Here is a 21747-nt window from a genome sequence, read left to right as displayed (position 1 = left end):
GTTAAACAGGCTATTTGATGTCCTTGTCTAGCAAGAGTTCTCATTAAACCCATTGCTTGCTTTTCAAATCCTCCCTTGCCAAGGGGATTATAGTAAGAAAAAAATAAGATATTCATTTCTATTTACTAATCATTTATTTCTAATAAAGACTTAAGATTACTGATATTTGCTGAATTGATTTCTTCTGCAAACTGGAAAGCCATTTGTGATAAATCAAGACGAAACTTCTTCTCCAATAAAATCTTAATAACATTCTGGGCAAATTCCTCGCTGTTATCAGCGACAAGAAATGCTTTATTGACCTTATCTTCAAGACCATCGGCACCTGCAGATGTCGTAACTAAAGGCATGCCGTATCCCAAACTCTCAACAGTTTTAATTTTTATCCCTGTACCAAATAACATTGGATTAATAACCACAGTTGCCTTTTTGTAAAAATCCTTTTTGTCATCAATTTTACCTAGCTTTTTGTAGCTCTGATTTTCTTCTAAATGATCGCAAATACTACCACCAACTAATAAATTCACATTAGCAATTTTATCTTTGATAGAAGGAAAAATTGTTTTTAAAAAGTTACTGAAGCTCTTTAAATTAATTGGATTACTAGAGCTAAAGTAAGCAATGTTATTTTCCACATCTGAATTAAAAATATATTCTAATTCCGGAAAATGACTGATAGTATAAATCTTATTATTCAGTCCTAAAGTATTTTTAAAAAATATTTGCTCGTTTTTTTGAATTGCAATGACTTTATCAGCTCTATTTAATCCTTTATTTTCATTAAATGAATTGGTGTAAAAGAAAGATGGTGACTGCTGGTTGGATATAAGTAACTTGTGCCTATCCGTAAAAACATCATGGGTATCAATTATTTTTATGGTTGAGCTATCAAAATTTTCTAACGCTTTAGAAAAAAAAACATACTCGACAATAACAGTATCAAATCTTTTTTCATTATTAAGCTTTTGTAAAAATTGATTGACTCTATTGTCGTACCATTCATCGATTAAAAAAATTGGTCTATAGCGTAACTGAAGTAAGGAAGCTAATCTTCTTACAAATCTATTAAACACAACCCAAAGGCCAACTTCAAAAACAGTTCTTGGATAGTTGTAGGGGAAAGAAATATAGTCTTCTCCCCAATTCTTTTGCATAGTTGATTCATCATATTTTCCAAATAATTGAGAAAAGGGAAGATGCAAAAAGCATACTTCACAACCAATTTTTCTGAGAGCTAGCATAAAACGATAAATTCTCTCACTATTACCAGCATAGACGGGATGAGTATGAACAGGGGAAATTATTAATACTTTTTTCATTTTTTAATTTCAACTGTTAATGATTAAGCGAAAATTGTCTTTTGCTCTTTCTTTCACACTGGGCAATTTTTCTTGAATATATTTGGCAATTCTCTGACGATTTTTCCATGCAAATAAGAGATCCCCTAAAAGCTACATTGGATTTATGCAACCTGTCAATGATTTTTCTTGCAAAAATTTCTCCCGTCACTACACAAGAAGCCATAGCACAACGGCTGCAGTATTCAAGTGGTACAGTAAGATCTTTACAGGATACTGTAGCCGTCCGCTTACAATCCATGAACTCCTTACCCAGCGTCGATTTTCAACCTTCCTTCATTAGCGAACCAGTGCCTGTCATATAAGTATTGATTCTAGGCACAAAAATACCAAGTGTATTTTTGCACTGCCTGTTTACCAAAAAGAACTTTGACGACAAGGCAGCCTATCTTTCTCCAAATCTTTGGCAAAAATGTGTATATAGATAATGGTTTCCCCGCGCCTCTATATTGAGGTTCCCATAGAGCATATCTATACAGAAAAGCCCGAAGGGGAGATCCCCCATGTTTTTTCGCAACGTAATATAATTCGTCTGCGAATTTGCTTTTTCCAGTCTTACACTTTGTTGTGCCATATACTCGACTAACTGCTATATAATCATCAAGCATTTTGGGAGGTATTTCTTTAATAAATTCATTCCAAAGATTCCAATCAAGTGCATAATGTAAGGATTCATTCAAACGATAATTTAATTTTCTTGACCAAAATACAGCAGGTTGTGTAATTACATTGTTCCAACATAATTCTTCTTCGGCAATTATTGTTGGATTTTGACAGGGAGAATAAAAATAAACATTGTCCTGGTTTTCAATCTTTTCGAATCCTTTCCCAACCAACCAAAATTTGGAGCTATTTATATTTACAGCGTTAGTACTAATCGCCTTCAAAGCATTTATGAGAAAGTAATCATCGCTATTCAACCAGCATAATATATCTCCACTGGCGATATCTAACCCCTTGTTAATGGCATGGCTTTGTCCTCGATCTTTTTCACTAACCCAATAGGCTAACCAAGGCTCATATTTTTTTATAATCTCAACAGAATTATCAGTACTACCACCATCGATGATAATGTATTCCAAATTTGGGTAACCTTGTAGCAATACCGAGCGGATAGTTTCTTCTATAAACTGACCTTGGTTATAGCTGGGGGTAACAATGCTAATTCTGGGCCAATCGGAACTATCTGGCATTTTTTGCGACAAAAGATCGCTGGCTTCCGTCCAGGGCCAGCCTGTTTTTCCTTCGGGGGGCGGTGGCAACTCATTTAAATGGGGGCAACGCATTTTTTGTTTTCTTATAAATTTTTCTAACGGCGATCGCCAGGCTGAATCGAGTTAATAATTACCCATGGCATTTGTAAAATCATCAGTAGTATCGCACAGGAAACCAGGATCTAGAACTTGAACCAAGCTGTAGGGACAGCCATCAGGAAAAGTTTTAAGGGCTAACCCGGTTTCTGCCGCTGCATCCCGACGAGCATTGCGATAGGCCTTCCCTAACAAACCGGGAATATACTGTTTTAAGCCTGGATTGTCCTTCAATAAGTCCTCTATATCATCTCGCTGATTGGCGATGGTGGTAAACCAACTGATGGAGCGCTTATTCGGATGGTAATGCCATTTGAGCAAGTGAGCTAATAAAACGGCCAAACGACTCTTTAGTTGGTTACGTTCGCTAATCCCCATTAAAACCAACTCCTCTGCCAAATGTTCCCAGTCAAGATTGCACTCATCCCGACTTTGTAAAGCAACAATTTGTTGTTCTAGCCAGGTAGAAAAATCTTTGCCATATAGTGAAGAATTAGTCATAAATTATCAGTGAGCAGCAGTAGGGAAGTTGCCACGATATTATTATCATGGCGAGGAAGTTAAGGCCAATAACGTTCATCTCGAACTTGTTCAGCGTCAAAACAGGGCGTTTCTGGAAAAATAGACTCATCCAGCCCCGTTTCCCGAATCGCCAAATCCCGACCATCTAACCAAGCTTCCTCCCAAGCCTCCTGCCAGCGACCCTTTAAACCTGGGTTTTTATGCAGTAAACGGTCAATCTTACGTCGTTGTTCCCGAATCGTCGCTCGCCAGGAACTACCTTGACGTTCCGGTTGATACTTCCATTTCAACAGATGACCGATTAAAACCGCTAGACGAGAGCTTAACTGGTCGTAATGACGATTTCCCAAATCTGCCAGCTCCTCCGCCAAATTTTTCCAGTCTAAACATTCCGCTTGATGCTGGGCCAAGGCTTGCGCTTGTTCCTTCGTCCAGGTGTAAAAATCTTGTTCATACAGGGATTGATTCTGCATTATTTGAGCCCCCAAAACTTTAGGCTTTAGTGTTATTTTATTGATTCTGCCCTGAAATCTGAAAAATTATCGACCCTGATCAACGACAACTCTAGAATAGTAATGGATACTTATTTCATTGTCATGGGTGACTTCCGAGGCGATCGCCTTTGGTCTTACCAGGCTTTGGGTTGAAATTTGGCATCATTGAGAATAATCAAATCTTCCCCAGATTGGGTAATTACAAATAAACCTTGACGATAGGCATAGCGAGCTATTTCCGATGGAGCCACCATTGCCGCCACTGCCCCCAGTAGTTGAATATTTTGATAGCGGGGCAATAAGCGCTTAAATTTACCCAGCCGCTCTAGGTGTTCATCCACATCTCTTTGGGTCAGTTTACTTTTAACTTCGATCGCCACGGCCTGGGTAGTATCTACCACCAATAAGTCCACCTCTATTCCTTCCTCACCATTATCAACCGAAACATCCCGGGATAATTCCCGCACTGCAATGCCCCGCTCCCGAAATAATTTTACCGCCGCCGGGCGCACCTGCCATTCCACAAATTCCCCTAGGCGATTGCCTAATTCTCCCAATTCTTTGTTGACAGCTCTAATTTGTCGATCGGTCTCTTGCATACGGCGATCTGTTTCCTGCATACGGCGATCAGTCTCCTTTTGAGATGCAATTAATTCCCCCAAAAGTTGCCAAACTTCATCAGCGGTGGTAGCCATTTGTTTTTTCTCTCGATTTGTTTCCTTTAGTTTAGCCCTAGCCCATAGGCCATCGGAGGCGATCGCCGTTTATTGCCATTTACAGACTCGTCGCACCACCTGAAACATCTGATTGGTTAATGGGGGAAATTTTCAGGGACTAGGCTACTTGTAAAAGCTGTGAAGATGGTTTGGGTATCGGCACGGGTTTATTTTCTATCTCATAAAGTTCTAAATAGCTATCAATAACTTCTTGCCCTCGTCTGGCGGCTTCTTCATAGGTATCGCCGTGGGTATGAAATTGTTGAAAAGGAAAGTCGGGAAGATGAACTAAATAACAATTATCTTCCTCTGACCAGACAATTACCATGCTGTAATGCTCAATCATTGTAATTCCTCTAACTTTTTTAATCTCTGCTTAACTTGTCTTTCTAAATAAATTTTAGCACCATCGCCATCTTTGCCTGCAATGGTAATAGGTAATTCTGGTATTTTGTCATGAACCCAGATTGAATGGCTTCCCTACTGAAAATGTGTTTGTCATCGTCGCACTATCTGAAATATTAGATTGATTAATGGGGAGAGTTTTCGTGGGCTAGGCTACTTGCAAAAGCTGTGGAGATGGTTTAGGCATCGAAAAAAATTAATTGTCTACTGTATTATTATGGCGATCGCCTTTCTAAATCCGCCATTTTCAGACCCCCTAAATTTAGAACAAAATGATTATACCTACTGCAAACTACTCAGACTAGGCGATCGCCTTTTTTTAGAGATTTTTGGCAAATTGATTAATGCTTTCGGGAGCAAGGGCAATAATAGGGAGTTTGTTATGCTCAAAAAACAGATTGTTCTCAAATAACTCAGATTACTCGTTCTAAAGACCATCCACTGCGTCTGCATAGCTATAGATTTCAATTCCCAGGGCTTCAGCTACAGGTAGGGCGCGGTTATCCACCATCGGCGAGATCACAATTTTACGATTAATTTCTCGATTTTCACGCTTTGCATAGAAGTCTGCCTTGCGCCCAAAGCTATACATACCAGCTTTATCGATAGAGGATTTTATTTCGCAGGCAATGGTCAGACCATTTTTAATAATCAGATCAATTTCAACTTGGTCAGGGCGGCCAAAGACATCCCCTTCCTGGTCGTATAGGGTCAGATTAATCACCTCCACGCCAAAGGATTCTCCTAAAATTCCCTTGAGGGCATTACGGAAACTGGCTTCGGAGTATAGTCCCCAACGGGAACCTAAAGCCCCAATTGTACTATCAAAGCGTTTATCCAGCCGCCGAATTTCCGCCAACTGTTCATCCCATTTACGGTTCTGTTCATCCCATTTACGGTTCTGTTCGTTCCATTTATGGGCTTGTTCCTCGCGATCTCGTTGTAGCTCTGCCAAGATACGGTCAAATTTACTTTCTGTTTCTTGTTTACCAGCGTAATATTCGGAAACGGTACGCAGGATAAAGTCTCTCACCAAAGGCTCTTGGGCAATGAGCTTGGGGAGTTCTTGCTGAATGAGGCTAATGACTTCCGACTGTTGCATGGTTAAATGTTACATCAACTTTGAAAGTTTCTGATGGACGAATTGTTGAACCCACATCATAGCCCTGGGCGATCGCCATTTTCAGACTTCCTTAAATTTAAGACAAATTGATTATATTTATTATGAGCTACTCAGGCGAGGCGATCGCCTTTCTAGACGCATCTTTATAAATTCATCTTTTCTAGCACAAGTCGCCATGTGATTTTCAGGCGGTTGACTTCAAACTTTCACGTCCATCATTGCCTCAATAACTTCCTTTACTCCAAACTTAGCTTTCCACCCTAATTTGCGATTGATTTTTGCTGGATTCACTCGACTAACCGCAATATCCGTCGGCCTAAATAAGTCCTCATCTGTCTCTACATGAGCGTGCCAATCAAGTCCCCTCAACTCGAATGCTTTTTTCACAAATTCATTTAAACTCGTGCTTGTTCCTGTCGCGATCACAAAGTCATCTGCTTGCGACTGTTGCATCATCAAATATATCGCCTCCACATACTCCGGAGCCCAACCCCAATCTCGCTGGATTGACGTATTTCCTAGCCTTAAAACTTCATTACTGCCATTTGCAATGCGCTGTGCTGCTGAAACAATCTTTTGAGTAACGAAACGTTCTGGTCGCAATGGGGAGTCATGATTCGATAAAATGCCTGAGCAAGCAAATATTCCATAGGCTTCTCGGTAATTTACTACTTCCCAAAAAGCGGCTGCTTTAGCTACACCATAGGGACTCCGCGGGCGAAATGGTGTTGCTTCATATGCTACTGTTTCTCCTGTATCTCCAAAAGACTCTGTGGATCCGGCGTTAAAAAATCGAATCGGGCAATCTAAAAATCGAATTACCTCAAGGAGGTTCAAAGTCCCTATTGTAATACTGTCTAGAGCTTCGACTGGTTGTTCAAATGATAATCCTACCGATGTCTGTCCTGCGAGATTGTACACTTCATCAGGCTCTGTCTTTGAGATAATTTGTAGCACGCTCCGAAAGTCTGTTAGCGCCATCGAACAGAGATTTACCTGATCTTTAATTCCTAAGCGCACCAGGTTCCGAAATGAAGAAAGTTGAGCGTCTCGTGATGTGCCATACACTTTATATCCTTTTGCTAAAAGCAGTTTAGCTAGATAAGCACCATCTTGTCCAGAAATGCCACAAATTAATGCTTTTTTCATATTTGTTTTACTTCACTTGTACAACAACAGGTAATTTTTTCAATATTTATTCCTGCTATAAGAGAGAACGATAAATTTCAACCGTTTCTTGGGCAGTTTTGTTCCAGCTAAATTTTTTTACTTGCTGTTTGCCTTTTTGAATTAGGTTATCCTTTTGTATGGGATTTTCCAAAACAAATAGAAGTTGATCAACTAACTCATTTGTAGATTTAGGATCAAATAACAAACCAGCATTCCCTATTACTTCAGGGATACTAGATACATTAGCTCCAACTACAATAGTGCCACAGGCCATAGCTTCCAAAGGTGGAATGCCAAATCCTTCATAAAGAGAAGGATAAACAAAGGCAATACTACAGCTATAAAGCTTAGCTAGCTGTCCGTCAGTAGCTCTACCGTAATGTATGACATTTTTAGATAAATTTAAGGATTCAAGGCGTACTTTTTCTTGATCATTAAAAGGAGAGCCAACGACACAAAGTAATAAATCGGAGTAATTAGGTTTACTAATAACTTGGCTAAATGCTAGTAAGAACTGATCAAAGTTTTTATATGTTCCTCTAGCTCCAACATATAGAAAGTAAGGTTGCGTCGGCACTGAAGCATGAGCATCAATATAATCTTCACTAAACTCGGTGGCCAAGTAGGTAACTTTGGTACGATCTTCTAGGGAAGGATATAGTTCAAGCAGATCTTTTTTTGTACTTTCGGAAATACAAAGTATAGAATCAGCAGAAAAAATTGCTTTCTGCTTAAGTTGTTTTGCTGCTCCTTCAGAATCTATTAGATTTGGAAAAAGTTCATGAATCATGTCATAAACTGTAATTACAACGGGAATATTGTAATCTTTAATTTCCCGCTCCGTTAGCAGATTATAGTAGGTAGGATGCACAAGCTGAGGTTTATATCTCTCAAAAATATACTGGAAGTATTCTTTTTTTAACCAATTGCAAATTCTACCCGGACGAAATCTTAGATCAAAACGATACAATCGAAGATTAGGATGGGTGGGATGGCTACCTGTTTTTTCTCTGCCTGTGGTCAAACCAGGATAAAAATCATCAGGCAATCGACTAATTAAGTTATCAAAGTATCGACTAATTCCCCCTGATTGCTTGGAGTATGCTGCATAAATTAAACCATCGTAAAATATTTTAGTCATTTTGGTTTTTTTAGATTAAGTTTTTTATTCTGCAATGATCTTCCCAGGTTTTGCTAAATCCCCTACGTTTACGTCGAATAAATTTTGTGTAAATTGAATTTATTCGGGAATTGAAAATAATTAACTTTTCAATAGATGAAAGCTTCCTATCAGTAATGATATGCAAACCTTGACTTAGCATATAGTAATTAAGCCCTAGGCTATTTGCCAGTTTATCTAGTGTCCGAGGTTGATAGACAGTTATATGTTGTCCAGTTTCAAAGGAAAAATACCACCAATTATTAGAAGGTATTTTATTATGATTAAACGTCAGTGTAGAAAATATTAAATTTTTACAGCTATATTTTTCAAATATTTCTTCTAAAAATTCTTTAGGATTTTCGATATGTTCTAAAATTTCAAAAGCGCAAAGAGCTTCAGCTTTAAAATTTGCTTCAGGCTCAAAATGCTTGGCAAATTAATTTGAGCAGTATTTATCAGTTGTATAAAAATCAAATCCTTTGTCTCTCATTAGTCTCGCGAGAATACCATATCCACCAGACACACCTAGAAATTGACCTTTTCCTCTAAATAAAAGTTGTAAAAGGAATTCTAATAAATGGCTATTGGAAATATTTCTTTGCATTATACCCGTATCTGTATCAGCAATTGCCGATCTATAAACCTTTTCTAACCAATAAGGTTTCTCTGTTTGCAGGATTCCTGTCTCTTCGCAGTAGTAATATGTCACTGAGTACTTGCCCAGGATGTTTGCTTTAAAAACTGGACGCATGAGAGATTTTGAAATGGGGCACAAAGATATATTGTTTTCTTTTATTGAAGATTCTATTTCTTGAATTTTTTCAAGCCGCCAAGAGTATTTTTGTAAAAAATAAGTTACGCCGTGCTGTTAATGTAACTTTCCCCTATCGATTGGTTGACAATACATCTAGACTGTAACCCTCTCTAAAATTTTACGACGAAACGCAGAAAATAGACCGACGGGATCAGTCAATAAACGCTTTACTCTTCGCTTTGTCGTTGAAATTTTTGACCGGAGTTTACCAGAAAAAGTCTTAGCTTCTCTTATGGCTTTACCTCCAAAATGATCATCAAAAGTATATTCATCAGCAGTTTGATCGCGTACTAAAAAAGATGGATGACGAATCTCGTCAAGATCCTGAACTGGTAAATTAGCAAATTTTGATTCCCCTAAAGTATGGGTTCCATCAGCTCTAAATCCAATGTTTGAAATCAAGTTAACATTGGGTAAAGCCGTTAGCCCGCCATTTTGCCAACAGGTAAACGTCCAAGGATAATCCCAGGTATTAGGTTTTCCTGTTTCATATAGGTGATCAAAAATGTCTTGCCAATATTTCACCTCAAGTGTGTTATCTAAAATGGTCTTGAGGTAATCATTTTGTTTAAATGCTGGCCAGTTGATCATTCGGTGATCGTACTTACGCCAACATCTCCGCCAAGTGGCCCAGCCCCAGCAGTGATTGTAGTTAGAAAAATAATAGCTCCCGTCGCCCCGGCATTGGCCGTCTTGGAAGTTATCCCCACTAATACACCACACTCTTTCATCCTCTCGATAATAAGCTAATAGCTCCTGGCAATATCTAAAAAAATCTGGATGGGGCAAACAGTCATCTTCCAAAATAATAGCTTCTTCCACCTGCTCAAAAGCCCAATCCAGTCCACTACTGACCCGTTGACGACAGCCTAGGTTGACATCTGAATAGTTTCTCAAGACCTCGCATTCCCAATCTATCTGTTCAGTCACTTCCCTGGCCTGCTGACAGAGAACTGCCTCTGCTTCGTTGCGCGGGCCATCGGCTACTACCAATAGTTTTCGAGGTTTTGCTAGGCGTATTTGCTCAAACACCTGGGCCGTTAGGTCGGGGCGACGAAAGATGAGGAAAATTACTGGGGTATCAAGCATACATCAAGAGGAAAGTCGTGACTAAGGGTGATTACTTACTACCTAGTCTAGGGCGATACTAAGCCCAGGCAAAACATTTTCCCCGGATAAATACGCAGGCAACAAGACTATTTCAACAGGTTGATTCGGGCGGTAGATTTCCACTTGTTTTTGTTGTAAATTGATTAACCAACCTAATTTTAAGCCGGACGCTAGATACTCTAACATTTTATTTTGTAAGGGTTTTAGTTGGTCACTTTTTGATCTCAATTCAATGACAAAATCAGGGCAAATTGGGGGGAAATTTTCTCGCTCTTCTGGAGTTAGTTGTTCCCACCTTAATAATGAAACCCAAGCTACATCGGGAGAACGATCGCCGCCCTGGGGCAAACTAAATATTGTTGAAGAACTAAAAACAATGCCGAGTTGACTTTGATGATTCCAGAGAGACACTTTAAAAATAAGACTTGCTTCTTGGGCACCGCTTTCACCCCCAACTGGGGACATGATAATGAGCTTTCCTAGGGGATCTCTTTCTAAGATCAGGTCAGGGTTACTTTCACAGAGCTGATAAAACTGCTCTCGATTTAACGAACCAATTGGCTGAAGATCTAAAACGGTAGCCATAGTAGTCCACACTAGGGGAGTAAACTCGTTTTAACAATTTCCTCATTTAGGCGATCGCCTTTTTTTAACTTTACACCCAATAAAACTGACCAGTCACAAAATAAAAAATAGGCTCACTTGCCCACCAAGTAGCGAATCTTTGTAAGATCATCGTAGTGTTATTCACACTGAGCAAGGCATGACACAGACCTACCGGCATTTAATGGGACTACATACTAGAATGGGATGGCGATCGCCTTTGCTATATTCAAGATCAGCCTCAACAAAACATTTGATGGATCGGTAGTAAATCTTTGCGATTATCAAACTTACTCTATGGCGGACGTTAAGTCTGTTTTGGAAAAATCGTCTCCTTTAAATAACAAAGCTTCGTCCCGTGATTTTGCCAGGGCATAAGCGAAGCAGTTACCAAAGTTCAAGCCTGCGGGATGCCGACCTTTGCCGTATGTAAGCCAAGCATCGAAGGCGATCTGCGCCATTTTGCCATCAACAGCGATGATTTTGATGCTAGTTAATTCGAGCAATTGTTCTATTTCTTGAACACCAATTTCACCGAGTCGAGAACTGACGACCATCATCGTCTCAAACCAATTTGCCGCTGATATTACCTTCTCCGAGAGATCGGCTAATAGTCGGGCATAGAATTCGGCTTCAGGTTCGGCGAGGAAGATACAGACCAGGGCAGAGGTGTCTATTACCATTGACAGATTCTTCTTTAAGTCGGCAAACCATTTTTGTCATAGCCAACAATGTCGTTAGGACTTCTCGTATCCAATTGAGGTAAGGCACTACAGCGACGACTAATTTCCATAATGGCCGCAAATTTCTCATCTGAATTCAGTTCTGGGTGATGATCACTTTCGCTCCAGAAATTTTCTAGCAGGGTAATCACTTCATCATTGATTGACTGCTGATGGGACTCAGCCTGCTGTTTTAGCCAATTGTATAGGTCGCTAGAAATACCTTGTAGGGTAAGGGCTTTCATCGTTTTTTAGATTCAATGAGGAAATTAGAGGGGCTAAATTGATTGTACTCGGCTTAATCGGTTTGGACTAGCCGATCGCCATAAAGCCATCAATCCCCACTTTCCGTAACTCGGAGATCAAACTTCGGACTTCTGTTCTTGATTTTTTGTAGGGGAATTAATCAACTGCTTGGACGATAAGCTGTTTTTTTGTTTGACTTACCTGCGAGTAGCCAAAAAGTTTTGAAACTGAAATATTTCATTTCTAGATTCATATTTAAACAATGGAATTAATTTATTCGAGTCTAACCTACATAAATCATAATTTGAGAGAATATCATAAAAATCTTTTAGAAAAGTTCTTGACACAACATTCATTTCATTAAACTCAAATTGGATAACCTCTATTTTTCCATTAGACAACATACTCTTAGCTCCTATTAAAACTTCAAGCTCATGGCCTTCTGTATCAATCTTAAGAAAATCAATGTAGTCTATCGTGTTCATTTTACAAAAATCATCAATAGTTCTTATCTCAAATTCAATCTCTAAAACTTCATTGGCATGATGTAATTCTGTTAAAACATCTTTGTACAGGCTTGCATGAGAGCTAACAGGATCATCAAAATAAGTATAAATTTTTTGTCTACTACTGCTAGATCCAAATCCAATCTTATTTACTTTTGTGTCTGTATTAGTTAATTTTTGAGACAAAATATCGAATGTATTTGGATTAGGCTCAAAAGCATAAATTGAAGCTTCAGGGAAAGTTTTACATAGTTCCAGTGAGTACGTACCAACGTTGGCACCAATATCGAATAAAATCAAATCTTTTCTGTCTTGAAAGCGTTCCTTAAGAAATGAATTAATGACAAATGATTCGCCCGACACTTCGTCGTTCCAGTATTTCAAAATACCCATGTTGTCATAGGCAAGTGACAATAAATCTATTCCCGCTATTTTTGCTGTTGTTTTAATAATAGATTTCACTCTATTTGTACCTAAAACACGATTTAGAAATTGTCGAGTTGCATACTTAACGATTTTTTTCATACTACTTTCCATTTAGCTCTTGTTAAGGTTTTACAGTGAGAAGGTAAGCCAGCAGATCCTGTTCCAAAAAAAATACCAGCTTCGACTCGCAATTCTTTTGCGTACTGAATAGAATCTAAAACTTCAGAATCTCGATATGAAAGAAATAATATGGTATTATAATTTCCTTCGGTTAGATTAAAGTCGTTTACATGACATTCTATTTGGCCGGTCTGATTAACAACAGAGAAGTTATCATTGGTGAAACTAGAACGAACCAACCAAATAATTTGTGATGTATTATCAACTATGGCAATACTTCCTACTACTTCGTGAAATTCTAAAATTTCTTCTGATTTTTCATAATAGATGACAAATTTGTAGTCATGCCCAGATCTCAAAATATTTTGTTGTATATCATTCATATCTAGTATCTGAAAATCAACGATCCTTATTCTCCCGCTCCCTCCTCTATCTTTTCTTTCTTTAAGTGAAATTGATTGGCCATACAAAATAATATCATCTAAATATTTTTCAGTAACCTTATTTACATCCCCTGTTACCTTTACTTTCCCTTGTGATAGCAAAATTCCACTACAACACATCTTCTGAATTGTCGCCATACTGTGGCTAACAAACAAAACCGTTCTTCCCTCCTGGCTAACATCCTCCATCTTCCCCAAACACTTCTTCTGAAACTGAGCATCCCCCACCGCCAACACCTCATCCACAATCAAAATCTCCGGCTCTAAATGGGCCGCCACCGCAAACGCCAACCGCACATACATCCCCGAAGAATACCGCTTCACTGGCGTATCCAAAAATTTTTCCACTTCCGCAAAATCCACAATCTCATCAAACTTGCGACGAATCTCCCGCTTACTCATCCCCAAGATCGCTCCATTCAGGTAAATATTCTCCCGCCCCGTCAGCTCAGGATGGAACCCCGTTCCCACCTCCAACAAACTCGCCACCCGCCCCTTAATCGAAATCCGTCCCTCCGTCGGCTCCGTAATCCGGCTGAGAATCTTTAACAGCGTTGACTTCCCCGCCCCATTACGACCAATAATCCCTACCCGATCGCCCTGCTTAATCTCAAAAGACACATCCTTTAAAGCCCAGAATTCCTCATGGGTGGGATCTTCCCGGTGGCCATTACGACTAAAAATTTGCCCCAAAGACCGGGCCTTTTCCGCCAACACATCCCGCAGCGCCGTATAGCGTTCCTGCTTTTGGTGACCAATGACGTACTTCTTGCCTAAATTTTCAACCCGAATAACCGTATCAGACATAAAAACCAAACAAAACTGCAATAAAACAACTTATCCGACAAAGCTCCTCGATAATCGTTCATCGAGGTAAACAATACGATTCAACAAACATGTAACACTGTATGACCTGCTGAGGAAGAGCATCATCAACCATAAAACCTCCGATACCAACTGGTGAACTTGTCCAAACCCACAGCCAAAGGAGTGGTCGGGGAAAAGCCCACATCTGCCATCAAGTCCGTCACATCAGCATAGGTTTCCGGCACATCCCCTGGTTGCATCGGCAAAAACACCTTTTCCGCCGTTTTTCCCAAACATTGCTCCAAAATAGCAATAAAATCCCCCAAGTTAACCGGATTATGGTTGCCAATGTTGTAAAGACGATGGGGTGCCACTGATTCAGGGTGGGGAGCATGGCCAAGCACCCGCACCAGCCCCTCAATTACGTCATCAATATAGGTAAAATCCCGCCGCATCTGGCCGTGATTAAACACCTTAATCGGTTCCCCCGCCAAAATTGCCTTAGTAAAAGAAAAATAAGCCATATCGGGCCGTCCCCAAGGGCCATAGACCGTAAAGAAACGCAGTCCCGTCGTCGGTAGCCCATAAAGATGGCTATAGGTATGGGCCATCAACTCATTGGCCCTTTTCGTAGCCGCATATAAACTCACCGGCTGGTCCACATTATCCGTCACCGCAAAGGGAATTTTTTGATTCGCTCCATACACCGAACTGGACGACGCATAGACCAAATGGTTGACCGAATGATGGCGACAGCCCTCCAACACATTGACAAACCCCACCAAATTACTGTCCACATAGGCATGGGGATTCTGAAGAGAATGTCTCACCCCCGCCTGGGCCGCTAAATGCACCACTAACTCTGGCTTTTCCCGGACAAACAACTCCGCCATACCTTGGCGATCAGCTAGATCAAGTTTCGTAAAGCTAAAATTTGGCTGTGTCTGTAATTGCTCCAAACGGGCTTCCTTAAGGGCCACATCATAATAATCATTGAGATTATCCAGGCCCGTAACGACCTTGCCATCGGCCAATAAACGTCGGCATAAATGAAAACCAATAAACCCCGCCGCCCCCGTCACTAAAATTTTACTCATACAGTTTTGCGTCATTTTTCATTGCCCAAACTGACAACATTTTCCTTATAAATCTATCCCGCAGCAACCTATAGCGTTCCTGCCTTTGATGGCCAATGACGTACTTCTTACCTAAATTTTCAACCCGAATAACCGTATCTGCCATAAAATTTCTAATTGCTCAGCCTAACGGGCGATTGCTTACCAAGAAAAAACAAAACGGCGCTCCTTCGGAGCAAACCATATTTAAGAATAAACTTTCCTCAACCCATCCTCCCACTGTCGACCATCTTGAAAATTATCCCCACTAACATACAGTTTTCCTCCAACTGTTCAAAAGCCCAATCCAGTCTACTACTCATAAACTTATATAGTGGTTCATTAGAGTCGGCAATGATGATATTAAAATCACCTGAAACTTTCCCCTAGGGTAACCAATCAGGGTCTAAGATTTGTTCAATGGTATAGGGGCAATGTAGAGGAAAAGTATCTGGGGATAACTTTGATTTACGAATGGCACTTTTACGGGCTTTTTGGTAATCTTTTTCCAGAATCATTGTTAGATAATTAGCAAGAACTTTTGATTCAAGCAATAAGTCTAGCTCCAAACGAAAGTTATCAATTTCTTTTTCCCAGCCATTCCCTGACCATGACTTTTCAGAATGCCAGTATTGATAAATTAATAAGTGAATTAATAACCGGAGTAAGTGACTTTCAACTTTATGCCGCTGTTCCCGCCCCAACGCTTCAATCTCCTCAGTTAAATTTTTCCAGTCGAGATATTGTACATCATGGTTTTTTAATTGAATAAGAGTAGCATCTAGCCAAGCTACATAGTCACTCTCATAGAGATTTTTAGTGGAAATTTGAGAAGTCATAACATTAATTAAATTGTCAACTTAGAAAACTATTTTAGCAATCTTTTAAGGGCGATCGCCTAATAATACGCCCCTCCGTCGGTTCCGTAATCCGGCTGAGGATCTTTAATAGCTTTGACTTGCCTGCCCCATTACGACCAATAATCCCAGGCGCACCGCGTAGCGGATCTCTGCGAGATCACCCTGCTTAATCTCATTAGATTGGCTAGTGTCGTTAATACATTAACTGAATTGTCAACAGATGCAAGCATTTTTCGGATATTTGCCCTGGCCTCAATCCGGCAGAAACTCTGGATCAAGTAGAGCCTCGGCAGAAAATGGACAACTTTTTGGAAAAAGATTAGCGGGTAATTCACTCTTTTTAATCGCCTGTCGCCTAGCCTTGATATAAATTTCCTCAATTTCTTGCAAGAAATAATTATATAAAGTTTTAGACTTTAACAATAACTCCAGCTCAAACCGAAAATTATCAATTTCATTTTGCCAACCCTTTGCACAAAGATTTTTCTCGGTATGCCAATATTGATACAACAATAAATGAATGAGCAACTGACGCAGGTAACTATCAACTTTTCGTCTTTGTTCATTACCCAAACCTAGAATTTCCTCCTTTAAATGTTCTAGATCCAACTGCTCAATTTTATTGCTCTCAAGCATCCTATAAGTCTCTTGAAGCCAAAGAAAATAATCTTGATCGTAGAGTGCATTAATTGTGTTCATGGCAGGTTTCTGTTTCCGTTTGTCTTGGGAACTTTTAACAGTATTAATTTTCTTGCCCCATTGTAGCTAATAATCCCTAGGCGCACCGCGGAGCAGATCTCTGCGAGATCGCCCTGCTTAATCTCAAAAAACACATCCTTTAAAAGGCCAAAACGACCCATGGGTGGGATCTTCTCGGTGGCCATTACGACTAAAAATTTGCCCTAGAGACCGGGCCTTTTCCGCCAACACATCCCACAGTGCCGTATAGCGTTTCCGCTTTTAAGGAAATTCTAAGCTTAGATTTAAATCATTGAGGACTTGAAAAACTTCAAAACGTTGTGCCGACACAGGCCCTTGCCCCACAGAGAGGTCATAGAGCGTTCCCGGTGCAATATCGATTGTTGTAATGGTTGACCTACAGGGCGATCGCCCTTAGGAGAACAGGTCCCCATATTCCGCTAGCAGGGCCAGAGCCTCCCTTAATGCCCGTCGGTTTCCGTCGGAGGGGTCAAGCTGGAACTGTATTTCGGCAATACGGCATCGAGTTTCAATTCTAGTTCGTGCAATTTGGCGTTCTCTCTCCTCAGCTCTTCGAGATTCATCTGCTCTTTCCTGAGCCATTCTGCGTTGTTCTTCTCGAATTCTGCGTTGCTCTTCTCGAATTCTGCGTTGCTCTTCCTCAGTTCTTCGTTCTTCCGCTTCATTTCTGCGTTGCTCTTCCTCAGTTCTTCGTTGTGCTTCTTGAGCCAAGCGGTTTGTTTCTCGATTTCGACGGTTCCACTCAACGCCGAAATTAGCCAATGTAGCCAGGAGGGCTGCCACAGTGAATCCATTGCTCCATTGTCGGGGCTGGGTGATGTATCCGAGGAATTCAAAATCGGTTTGGTCATAGAACCTCAAAAAAGCAATGGCAATCAGTAACACCGTCAAAACAGTGGCGGGCAATAGTGCCAGGAAGTTTAACCACATCGAGGGCAAGGGAAAGATAATTCTATTTTAAATGCTAGGTCTCCTGGCGATCGCCCTTAGGAGAAGAGGTCCCCATATTCCGCTAGCAGGGCCAGAGCCTCCCTTAATGCCCGTTGGCTTTGGTCCTGGAATCTCGAAAAGACAATAGCCATTAACAGCAAAGCCAAAACAATGGATTCTAGTAAACCCAAAAAGTTTAAATTTCTTGAACCTGATCACTGTAGCTATACATCTCAATACCCAATGCTTCTGCCACTGGCTTAGCTCGCTCATCCACCATGGGGGACATGACAATTTTCCTCGTAACTTGTCGCTGGTGTCGTTGTTCGTAAAAAGTTGCCTTGCGGTCAAAAATATACATATCGGATTTACTCATGGAGGACTTAATTTCACACAGAATGGTGACCCCATTTTTGATAATCACATCAATTTCCACCTGGTCCGGTCTGCCAAAGACCATGCCGTCGTGGTCATACTCATTAAGATTGAGCACCTCCACTCCAAAGGATTCTTCCAAAATCGCTTTTAACCCGTTGCGGAAACTGGCCTCCGAATAAAGACCCCAACGGGACCCTAAAGCCCCGATGGTACTTTCATAACGACGATTAGCCTTCTGAATTTCTGCCAGGGTGGCACTGTTCTGCACTTCCAATCTGTCCAGACGCTGGGTGTTTTCCTCCCATTTATGGTTTTGCTCATCCCATTTGCGGGCCTGCTCTTCCCGATCGCGCTGTAATTCGTCCAGAACCCGGTCAAATTTCAGATCGAACTCTGTCCTAGGGGTGTAGTATTCCGACACCGTCCGCAAGACAAAATCCCGCAGGGCCGGTTCTTCGGCGATCGCCCTGGGTAACTCCCTCTGGATTAAGGCTCTGATTTCTGCTTCCGTCATAATAACTCACTGCCCCGGCACAGTTTCCTTATTATTGTAATCACTGCGCCACGGTGAAAATTTCACACAGTCAAAGTCCGCTGGGGTATTAATTTTAGGGCTTTGCTCTTCGGGCATTTTGAACCAGGAAGTTTCATTCGCCAATTGCTGTAGCAACAGTTGGGAAAATGGTTTAGTTAGATCACATCGGCAAAGGTTCGTTCCACTTTGCGAAAATAGAGAATACCCGTCACAAAAATAATTATTACCAAGAGTAAGGACAACAAAAACCCCGGTAAAAACAGAGTCGATTCTCCCCCCAAAATGGCCCAACGAAAACCATCGATCACACTCACCATCGGGTTAATGGAATAGAGCAATCGCCACCTTTCCGGCACCACATTACTGCTGAAGCCCACCGGGGAAATGTACAGACCAAATTGGACAATGAACGGCACAATGTAACGAAAATCCCGGTACTTGACATTGAGAGAACAAAGCCATAACCCTGCTCCCATGGAAGCCATAAAAGCAATCAAAATAAATAACGGTAGGGTAATAACGTGCCAACTGGGAACGAAATTGTACCAAGCCATTAACCCGAGCATAATTATCCCAGCAATTAAAAAATCGACAAAACTGGTAACCACTGCACTGGTGGGCACCACCAACCGGGGAAAATACACCTTAGAAATTAAATTGGCATTGGCAATCAGGCTATCGCTGGCCGCACTGAGGGAAGTGGAAAAAAACTGCCAGGGCAACATCCCCGCAAACACCAGAATGGGATAGGGCACCCCCTCCGAAGGCAAATTGGCTAACTTACCAAATACCACCGTAAACACCACCATGGTCAGAAACGGTCGAATGAGGGCCCAGGCCACACCGATCGCCGTTTGTTTATAGCGCACTGCAATGTCCCGCCAAGCCAGGGTGTAAAACAACTCCCGGTAGCGCCATAGGTCTTGCCAATACTGACGCTCGGTACGTCCTGCTTCAATAATTAGTTCTGGGGGGGAAGTACTCATACTTTTCGGTAAATTTCTCGTGCCCTGGGGTCAGACCAATGGCCATTATTAGACTTTATCGGGGTCTAGCCCCAACTCCCTTAATTTGGCCGCTAGGCGATCGGCCCTGGACTTTTCTTGGTCTGCCCGTTGAGCCTCCCTTGCCGCCCGTTGGGCTTCCTGTTCTGCCCGTTGAGCTTCCTGTTCCGCTGGGGTCAAGATCCAGTGATGGTGCTTGTCGTACCACCGCAGCCAAAGCCGGTTTATGCCCTGATACGTACCCCGCCATAACCCTAGTCCCAACTGCGCCTTTGCCAGCCAGATGCCCGGCTCCTCCAGCACCAGCGGTTGGTAAATCCCCTGCACTAAACCGAAAGCCTGGAGCTCGTCAGTATAGCGATCAAACACAAAATAATAGGGAATACGCAGAATTTGCTCATAGACTGTCCATTTATTGGGGGGCTGACTGGCATCCCGCAAACTCCGGCCCAGGTCTTCTTTTTCCGTGCCTGGGGAGAGCAATTCCACCACCACCAGAGGGGCAATGCCCTCTTGCCAGATCACATAACTGAGGCGCAAGTCCCGCTGGTCATATAAACGGGACACCCCCAACACCCCAAACCAATCCGGGCGCTTATACCACTGGGGATGGTGAACGTCGTAGTAAAGATTCAGGTCACTGGCGGTGAAAAAATCCGCCGCTTCATAACTAGGGGGCAGGAAGGTCTGGCGCAACAGTTCTGGTTGCAATAAATGGAATTCGTCGGGCAAGCCGGGCTCCTCCGGATCTTCACTGGGCAGATCGTACATGGTGGGTAGGGTTTCCCGAGGAGAAAGGGGGGGAGAACTCTGATACATAGTGCCATAGCCCGTTCAATAATAGGCTCAATTATAGGCGATCGCCTTTTTCTCCTTTGTCCTTAGGCTTCATCGGGGTCTAGCCCCAACTCCTTTAATTTGGCCGCTAGGCGATCGGCCCTGGATTTTTCTTGATCCGCCCTTTGAGTTTCTTGATTTGCCCTCTGGGTTTCTTGCTCTGCTATTGCCATGGCCTGGTCAGCCCGGAACATTTCCTGTTGGGCCGCCTCCTCGGGGGTAGCTACCAACATTCCCTCCAGCGAAAAATAGCGCAATTGACCATGGTGGATGCCAAGAAAAAAGCCCAACGCCTCACTCCATAACCAACCCTGTTCATTGGGGGTAATTGGGGAGTATTGGTTGAAATTCAATCTAAAACCGGCAAATTCCAGGGTTTCAGGGGAAAAATAAAAATATTCAGGGGTGTGGAACCTGGTGGCATAAAGGTCCAATTTGGTGGTTCTATCCACCTTCGCGGTGGATTCGGAAAGTAATTCGATAATCAAGTCTGGGTAGCGGCCGTCCTCTTCCCACACCACCCAGGAACTACGGGGGTGCCCAGTGGTATTTTTCACCAGGAAAAAATCGGGGCCCCGAAAGTCCCGCTGTTTGAGTTGTTGCCGACTGAAGTAAATGGTTAGGTTAGCACCAATGAAAAAATCATCCCTCTGACGCCACGCCCACTCCAGACTAGTGACCAGCAAGAGCAGTTGCATATAGTGCAAAGAACTTTCCATCTCCGGTTCATCACTCAATAACTTAGTGGCATCGGGCATTTGTGCTTCCAGTTCCTGGGCCGTTATTGCTGACATGTTGTCCTCCGAATGCTGGTGGAGAAGGGCTGGCTTCCATCATAATGGCTTGCCCCAGGCTAGGCGAAAACCGGACATTTACAGCTCTATCTTTTCCCTTAACCGCCCATGGGATGAAATTATCAACTTTTCACTGGTTGAATTCCCTATTTCTGGCCGCACGAATCCTGCATACGTTCTTAGTCTTTTCTAAGAATACGTCAGACGAAACCGAGATCCGTGGGACCGTCGAGGCTCCGGCTAGGGCGGAAAAATGAAGATTCAATTGTTTTTGTGACCGAAAAAACTGTTTAGCCTTTTCGGGGGGTTATATCAAGGCTTCCTTCCGCCATGGAAAGCAGAGGATTTACCAGTCAGACCAAGCCTTTACTTCCGAAAGATCGGTCGGCGGCTAAATAAGCCTGATTACAGTTCAATCTAATTTATTGACCCCGTTTTGTCCAGGTGGGGCAGAAAAGGAATATTATCAACTTTTCTTTCTCAATACTTAAGTGTGAAGGATCAAGACTATGGAGAC

At 41.9% G+C, this 21747-nt stretch carries 25 protein-coding genes and 1 pseudogene; all 26 read right to left on the bottom strand.

Going from position 1 to position 21747, the window contains the following annotated elements; all coding sequences use genetic code 11:
* Positions 1–125 precede the first annotated feature (125 nt).
* The 26 genes and pseudogenes from IQ219_RS03820 to IQ219_RS03700 all read right to left on the bottom strand — a co-directional run bounded on the left by IQ219_RS03820 (position 126) and on the right by IQ219_RS03700 (position 21230).
* The gene (locus IQ219_RS03820; protein ID WP_194071778.1) at positions 126–1319 is read right to left on the bottom strand and encodes a glycosyltransferase family 4 protein; all 1194 of its coding nucleotides are present in this window, start codon (positions 1317–1319) and stop codon (positions 126–128) included.
* Between the two features lie 353 nt (positions 1320–1672).
* Positions 1673–2644 carry a glycosyltransferase family 2 protein gene (locus IQ219_RS03815; RefSeq protein ID WP_194071777.1) on the bottom strand — a complete coding sequence of 324 codons (972 nt, stop codon included), beginning with the start codon at positions 2642–2644 and terminating at the stop codon, positions 1673–1675.
* A gap of 51 nt (positions 2645–2695) precedes the next feature.
* Positions 2696–3169, bottom strand: coding sequence for a DUF29 domain-containing protein (locus tag IQ219_RS03810; protein ID WP_194071776.1), 474 nt, complete (start codon positions 3167–3169; stop codon positions 2696–2698).
* Positions 3170–3228: 59 nt separating this feature from the next.
* Entirely contained in the window at positions 3229–3663 is a 435-nt protein-coding gene (locus tag IQ219_RS03805) for a DUF29 domain-containing protein (protein WP_194071775.1), read from the bottom strand.
* 155 nt (positions 3664–3818) lie between these two features.
* Entirely contained in the window at positions 3819–4379 is a 561-nt protein-coding gene (locus IQ219_RS03800) for a hypothetical protein (RefSeq protein ID WP_194071774.1), read from the bottom strand.
* Positions 4380–4518: 139 nt separating this feature from the next.
* Complete coding sequence (locus IQ219_RS03795; RefSeq protein WP_194071773.1) at positions 4519–4746, bottom strand: type II toxin-antitoxin system HicB family antitoxin; 228 nt, start codon at positions 4744–4746, stop codon at positions 4519–4521.
* Between the two features lie 486 nt (positions 4747–5232).
* Positions 5233–5907, bottom strand: coding sequence for a PD-(D/E)XK nuclease family protein (locus tag IQ219_RS03790; RefSeq protein ID WP_194071772.1), 675 nt, complete (start codon positions 5905–5907; stop codon positions 5233–5235).
* A gap of 219 nt (positions 5908–6126) precedes the next feature.
* Positions 6127–7077, bottom strand: coding sequence for a GDP-mannose 4,6-dehydratase (locus IQ219_RS03785; RefSeq protein WP_194071771.1), 951 nt, complete (start codon positions 7075–7077; stop codon positions 6127–6129).
* Between the two features lie 55 nt (positions 7078–7132).
* Positions 7133–8239: a glycosyltransferase family 1 protein gene (locus IQ219_RS03780; RefSeq protein WP_194071770.1), complete on the bottom strand. Its 1107-nt coding sequence runs from the start codon at positions 8237–8239 to the stop codon at positions 7133–7135.
* A 10-nt stretch (positions 8240–8249) separates the two neighbouring features.
* A pseudogene (locus IQ219_RS20490) lies at positions 8250–8651 on the bottom strand (methyltransferase domain-containing protein); the annotation flags it as partial.
* Positions 8652–8696: 45 nt separating this feature from the next.
* Entirely contained in the window at positions 8697–9011 is a 315-nt protein-coding gene (locus tag IQ219_RS03775) for a hypothetical protein (protein ID WP_194071769.1), read from the bottom strand.
* A 156-nt stretch (positions 9012–9167) separates the two neighbouring features.
* Positions 9168–10067: a glycosyltransferase family 2 protein gene (locus IQ219_RS03770; RefSeq protein WP_228016696.1), complete on the bottom strand. Its 900-nt coding sequence runs from the start codon at positions 10065–10067 to the stop codon at positions 9168–9170.
* Between the two features lie 138 nt (positions 10068–10205).
* On the bottom strand, positions 10206–10769 hold the full coding sequence (locus tag IQ219_RS03765) for a Uma2 family endonuclease (protein WP_194071767.1): 564 nt from the start codon (positions 10767–10769) through the stop codon (positions 10206–10208).
* A gap of 308 nt (positions 10770–11077) precedes the next feature.
* Positions 11078–11470 carry a type II toxin-antitoxin system VapC family toxin gene (locus tag IQ219_RS03760; protein ID WP_194071766.1) on the bottom strand — a complete coding sequence of 131 codons (393 nt, stop codon included), beginning with the start codon at positions 11468–11470 and terminating at the stop codon, positions 11078–11080.
* Between the two features lie 14 nt (positions 11471–11484).
* A complete protein-coding gene (locus IQ219_RS03755) occupies positions 11485–11754 on the bottom strand; it encodes a hypothetical protein (protein WP_194071765.1) in 270 nt (89 codons plus the stop codon).
* Positions 11755–11952: 198 nt separating this feature from the next.
* Positions 11953–12786, bottom strand: a complete 834-nt coding sequence (locus IQ219_RS03750) for an FkbM family methyltransferase (RefSeq protein WP_194071764.1) — start codon at positions 12784–12786, stop codon at positions 11953–11955.
* Positions 12783–14057 carry an ABC transporter ATP-binding protein gene (locus IQ219_RS03745; RefSeq protein WP_194071763.1) on the bottom strand — a complete coding sequence of 425 codons (1275 nt, stop codon included), beginning with the start codon at positions 14055–14057 and terminating at the stop codon, positions 12783–12785. The genes IQ219_RS03750 and IQ219_RS03745 overlap by 4 nt, the downstream gene beginning before the upstream one ends.
* Before the next feature lie 125 nt (positions 14058–14182).
* A complete protein-coding gene (locus IQ219_RS03740) occupies positions 14183–15154 on the bottom strand; it encodes an NAD-dependent epimerase (RefSeq protein WP_194071762.1) in 972 nt (323 codons plus the stop codon).
* A gap of 404 nt (positions 15155–15558) precedes the next feature.
* Entirely contained in the window at positions 15559–16011 is a 453-nt protein-coding gene (locus IQ219_RS03735) for a DUF29 domain-containing protein (RefSeq protein WP_194071761.1), read from the bottom strand.
* 34 nt (positions 16012–16045) lie between these two features.
* Complete coding sequence (locus tag IQ219_RS03730) at positions 16046–16153, bottom strand: ATP-binding cassette domain-containing protein (protein WP_368667561.1); 108 nt, start codon at positions 16151–16153, stop codon at positions 16046–16048.
* Between the two features lie 131 nt (positions 16154–16284).
* Positions 16285–16731, bottom strand: coding sequence for a DUF29 domain-containing protein (locus IQ219_RS03725; protein ID WP_194071760.1), 447 nt, complete (start codon positions 16729–16731; stop codon positions 16285–16287).
* Between the two features lie 414 nt (positions 16732–17145).
* The gene (locus IQ219_RS03720; RefSeq protein WP_194071779.1) at positions 17146–17637 is read right to left on the bottom strand and encodes a hypothetical protein; all 492 of its coding nucleotides are present in this window, start codon (positions 17635–17637) and stop codon (positions 17146–17148) included.
* Between the two features lie 241 nt (positions 17638–17878).
* Complete coding sequence (locus tag IQ219_RS03715) at positions 17879–18574, bottom strand: PD-(D/E)XK nuclease family protein (protein WP_194071759.1); 696 nt, start codon at positions 18572–18574, stop codon at positions 17879–17881.
* Between the two features lie 176 nt (positions 18575–18750).
* Positions 18751–19581 (bottom strand): ABC transporter permease, encoded by an 831-nt coding sequence (locus IQ219_RS03710; protein WP_194071758.1) that lies wholly within the window; start codon positions 19579–19581, stop codon positions 18751–18753.
* Between the two features lie 48 nt (positions 19582–19629).
* Entirely contained in the window at positions 19630–20418 is a 789-nt protein-coding gene (locus IQ219_RS03705; protein ID WP_194071757.1) for a Uma2 family endonuclease, read from the bottom strand.
* A gap of 62 nt (positions 20419–20480) precedes the next feature.
* Entirely contained in the window at positions 20481–21230 is a 750-nt protein-coding gene (locus IQ219_RS03700; protein ID WP_194071756.1) for a Uma2 family endonuclease, read from the bottom strand.
* Positions 21231–21747: the final 517 nt, after the last annotated feature.

Origin of the sequence: Synechocystis sp. LEGE 06083 (genome assembly GCF_015207725.1) — a bacterium.
In the GTDB taxonomy this organism is placed as follows: Bacteria; Cyanobacteriota; Cyanobacteriia; order Cyanobacteriales; family Microcystaceae; genus Synechocystis; species Synechocystis salina.
The sequence above is the reverse complement of the archived record's forward strand: the minus strand, read 5'-3'. Positions and strand labels throughout refer to the sequence as shown.

Excerpts from the sequence above, each read along its gene's own strand:
- IQ219_RS03820 (WP_194071778.1), bottom strand. The coding sequence starts at position 1,319 with ATGAAAAAAGTATTAATAATTTCCCCTGTTCATACTCATCCCGTCTAT.
- IQ219_RS03815 (WP_194071777.1), bottom strand. The coding sequence starts at position 2,644 with ATGCGTTGCCCCCATTTAAATGAGTTGCCACCGCCCCCCGAAGGAAAA.
- IQ219_RS03810 (WP_194071776.1), bottom strand. The coding sequence starts at position 3,169 with ATGACTAATTCTTCACTATATGGCAAAGATTTTTCTACCTGGCTAGAA.
- IQ219_RS03805 (WP_194071775.1), bottom strand. The coding sequence starts at position 3,663 with ATGCAGAATCAATCCCTGTATGAACAAGATTTTTACACCTGGACGAAG.
- IQ219_RS03800 (WP_194071774.1), bottom strand. The coding sequence starts at position 4,379 with ATGGCTACCACCGCTGATGAAGTTTGGCAACTTTTGGGGGAATTAATT.
- IQ219_RS03795 (WP_194071773.1), bottom strand. The coding sequence starts at position 4,746 with ATGATTGAGCATTACAGCATGGTAATTGTCTGGTCAGAGGAAGATAAT.
- IQ219_RS03790 (WP_194071772.1), bottom strand. The coding sequence starts at position 5,907 with ATGCAACAGTCGGAAGTCATTAGCCTCATTCAGCAAGAACTCCCCAAG.
- IQ219_RS03785 (WP_194071771.1), bottom strand. The coding sequence starts at position 7,077 with ATGAAAAAAGCATTAATTTGTGGCATTTCTGGACAAGATGGTGCTTAT.
- IQ219_RS03780 (WP_194071770.1), bottom strand. The coding sequence starts at position 8,239 with ATGACTAAAATATTTTACGATGGTTTAATTTATGCAGCATACTCCAAG.
- IQ219_RS03775 (WP_194071769.1), bottom strand. The coding sequence starts at position 9,011 with ATGCGTCCAGTTTTTAAAGCAAACATCCTGGGCAAGTACTCAGTGACA.
- IQ219_RS03765 (WP_194071767.1), bottom strand. The coding sequence starts at position 10,769 with ATGGCTACCGTTTTAGATCTTCAGCCAATTGGTTCGTTAAATCGAGAG.
- IQ219_RS03760 (WP_194071766.1), bottom strand. The coding sequence starts at position 11,470 with ATGGTAATAGACACCTCTGCCCTGGTCTGTATCTTCCTCGCCGAACCT.
- IQ219_RS03755 (WP_194071765.1), bottom strand. The coding sequence starts at position 11,754 with ATGAAAGCCCTTACCCTACAAGGTATTTCTAGCGACCTATACAATTGG.
- IQ219_RS03750 (WP_194071764.1), bottom strand. The coding sequence starts at position 12,786 with ATGAAAAAAATCGTTAAGTATGCAACTCGACAATTTCTAAATCGTGTT.
- IQ219_RS03745 (WP_194071763.1), bottom strand. The coding sequence starts at position 14,057 with ATGTCTGATACGGTTATTCGGGTTGAAAATTTAGGCAAGAAGTACGTC.
- IQ219_RS03740 (WP_194071762.1), bottom strand. The coding sequence starts at position 15,154 with ATGAGTAAAATTTTAGTGACGGGGGCGGCGGGGTTTATTGGTTTTCAT.
- IQ219_RS03735 (WP_194071761.1), bottom strand. The coding sequence starts at position 16,011 with ATGACTTCTCAAATTTCCACTAAAAATCTCTATGAGAGTGACTATGTA.
- IQ219_RS03725 (WP_194071760.1), bottom strand. The coding sequence starts at position 16,731 with ATGAACACAATTAATGCACTCTACGATCAAGATTATTTTCTTTGGCTT.
- IQ219_RS03715 (WP_194071759.1), bottom strand. The coding sequence starts at position 18,574 with ATGACGGAAGCAGAAATCAGAGCCTTAATCCAGAGGGAGTTACCCAGG.
- IQ219_RS03710 (WP_194071758.1), bottom strand. The coding sequence starts at position 19,581 with ATGAGTACTTCCCCCCCAGAACTAATTATTGAAGCAGGACGTACCGAG.
- IQ219_RS03705 (WP_194071757.1), bottom strand. The coding sequence starts at position 20,418 with ATGTATCAGAGTTCTCCCCCCCTTTCTCCTCGGGAAACCCTACCCACC.
- IQ219_RS03700 (WP_194071756.1), bottom strand. The coding sequence starts at position 21,230 with ATGTCAGCAATAACGGCCCAGGAACTGGAAGCACAAATGCCCGATGCC.